General features: G+C 63.0%; 2 protein-coding genes. Both read right to left on the bottom strand.

Going from position 1 to position 2,492, the window contains the following annotated elements:
• Positions 1–23: 23 nt before the first annotated feature.
• Positions 24–1,283, bottom strand: coding sequence for a bacterial ammonia monooxygenase, subunit AmoB (amoB, locus tag JJT62_RS18925; protein WP_202074342.1), 1,260 nt, complete (start codon positions 1,281–1,283; stop codon positions 24–26).
• 120 nt (positions 1,284–1,403) lie between these two features.
• Positions 1,404–2,162: a bacterial ammonia monooxygenase, subunit AmoA gene (gene amoA, locus JJT62_RS18920; protein ID WP_202074341.1), complete on the bottom strand. Its 759-nt coding sequence runs from the start codon at positions 2,160–2,162 to the stop codon at positions 1,404–1,406.
• Positions 2,163–2,492: the final 330 nt, after the last annotated feature.

Below are 2,492 nucleotides of genomic sequence, written 5' to 3'. Positions count from 1 at the left end.
TTAGTCAGGCTACCGAGTTTCGCTTAGGGCATGTCGCCGGCGACGAACTTCGGAATGACCGGGCCGCCGATTTCAGCCGCAAAGCGCTTGCCGTCCGGCGTGAAGAAGAACAGCAGACCGCCGACCTGGCTGTCCGTGTCGTAGGCGAGGTCCGACAGACGCTCGATGTCCCAACGCGCGTCCTGGATCTTCACCACGATTTCCTTCGACTCGCCCGGCGCAATCACGTCGTCGTTCGACAGACCGCGGTCAGCAAGCAGGTAATCCGGGAAGTCAGGCTTCTGCGTGAACACGGTCGGGTTCAGGAAGCGCAGGCCAGCCGCCGTATATTCGCCGAGGCGAACCGGCTGCGACGTGCCGTTCTTGACCTTCACGTTGATCGTCAGCTCGCGGCCCGGAACCTTGTAGACGCCGCCGTTCAGCTCGGTCGACACCTGCTCCTTGCCCACGCCCACGGTGCCTTCCGTCTCGATCGGCGTCAGCGGCTTCTGCAAGCCGGCCTGAAGCGGGATCGTGCGCGGGAAGGTCGAGTTCGTCACGGCGTAGCCGACGATCGTCGCGAGGATCGTCAGAGCGAGAACGATCGCGCCAATGCGGCGGTCGTCATCGCCGATGACGTCGTCAGGACGGCCTTCAGCAACACGCAGGTAAGAGGCGATGATGCCCTTCCGGATGAACCAGAACAGGATCCACGCGGCGCCAACCGCCAGCCACGGCAGATGCCACGCGTAAACGCGGCTGATGCCGTAGTTCTCGAGGTCGACCGTCGAGCCGTCGAGGAGCGTCACCGGATCGGTGAAGTCCTTCATGTCGCCCTTGATCTCGATCCACTGGCCGGGTCCGATGATCGGGCCGCCGCCTTCGACGTTGATCTGAGCGTGAACGTGCCAACGGCCGGCGCGACGACCGCGCAGGTTGATCGAGAAGGCGTAGTCCTTGCCGATCTCCAGCGACACCGAACGAGGAGCGAACTGCTCGCCGATGAACTGAGCCGTGCGGACCAGAACCGGACCCGGCTCGCCGGCGTTCAGGAACGACACCTTCGGATTGGCGACCGCCTGCGGCCACGCCGAGAAGACGTGAACCTTGCCGGACAGGACCATGTCCTCGTTGACGTTGACCGTCGTCTTCGACCACTGAACGTCATACCAGTTCAGCGTGCGCATGCGAAGGAACGCCTGCTGGGACTTCTCGCCGTGCGCCGAGGCCGGAGCGACCGCTCCGAGCGTCGCCGCCACAGCAGCCGCCGCGCCGAAGGCGGCGAGCTTGACTAGCTTTTTCATGAACAAACCTCCCAGGTTCTTCTTCCGGCCGGCGCCTCGCGCGCCAGCCGATTTATTCATCCGCGACAGATCAGGCCAAACCGATGATCCAACCAATATCCGCCGCGTCTTTTTGGGTGATTAGATCTGCTCGATCCGCTTGGTCGTGGAATACCAGCGACCCATGAACCACCACAGGAAGTACACCATCATCGAGACGAAGCCCGAGAAGAACGCCGCAACCGGCACAACGTCCTTACCGAAGGTGCGCAGCGTGCCGCGCTCGACCATGCGGATGTATTCCGGCATCGAGGTGCGGACGAAGTGCAGACCGATCAGATCGGCCAGCGTCATCAACTGACCATGCTGCTCGGTCGCCTGGTGGAAGGCGGCGATCGCCGGCCAGTTGTTCGGATAGAACAGCAGACCCCAGCCGAGCGAGCCGACAACCGCGGTGATCACATAGGAGCCCGACAGGAGCAGGATCACGTCGAGCCAGATCGCCGGAACGATCAGAGCAGACGGGAACACGAGGCTGATCGGGAAGTAGGTCCAGCCCCAGAAGTTGACGTAGCGGTTGATCCACTCGCCGATCATCAGGCCCAGAACCGCGAAAACGGCGCCGAACGGAAGACGGAAGTTGACCCACCAGAAAGCCTGCGACGCCGCGCAGAAGGTCACGCCGAGGATCGGAATAACCGTCGGCCACATACGACGATCCTTCCAGTCGACCCAGAAGTCCCAGTCGCCCGCCGTCAGCATGAAGTGGACGTGATAGCCGCCCAGGACCGCAAAGAACAGCAGAACCAGAAGCATCCAGTCCGTCGTCGCGACGCAACCCGCCGCCTCGGCGACGGAGTTGAACGGACCGACCGCCCCCCCGCTTTTCGATTGTGACATCACTCTTCTCCTTGGTGTTTCTCGAGCGCCTTGAGGCCCCGAGTTTCTTTTTGCCGCTGACCGGAAGCGTCGCGCCTCCGGACCGCGCCCGGACGATCGCCTCTAGGGCCCCGCCCGGCATTTCCTTTGGGCTGCGCTTGCGCGCCGCCTGAGCGAAGTCTTGCCTTTTCAGCCAGGGAACCCCCTGACCGCGACGCGAGAAGAACCACCCCAGTCGCCAATGGCGGCCAGAAAACGCTCAGTCTCTTGTCTAAAGAAAAGTCCCCACCCCGAACCTTCCGCCCGCGCCCTTAAAGGGCGCGAGCGGGTCGTCACATTTTACTCGGTGAG

Origin of the sequence: Methylocystis sp. Sn-Cys (genome assembly GCF_016745395.1) — a bacterium.
Taxonomy (GTDB): Bacteria; Pseudomonadota; Alphaproteobacteria; order Rhizobiales; family Beijerinckiaceae; genus Methylocystis; species Methylocystis iwaonis.
The sequence above is the reverse complement of the archived record's forward strand: the minus strand, read 5'-3'. Positions and strand labels throughout refer to the sequence as shown.

Excerpts from the sequence above, each read along its gene's own strand:
- amoA (WP_202074341.1), bottom strand. The coding sequence starts at position 2,162 with ATGTCACAATCGAAAAGCGGGGGGGCGGTCGGTCCGTTCAACTCCGTC.
- amoB (WP_202074342.1), bottom strand. The coding sequence starts at position 1,283 with ATGAAAAAGCTAGTCAAGCTCGCCGCCTTCGGCGCGGCGGCTGCTGTG.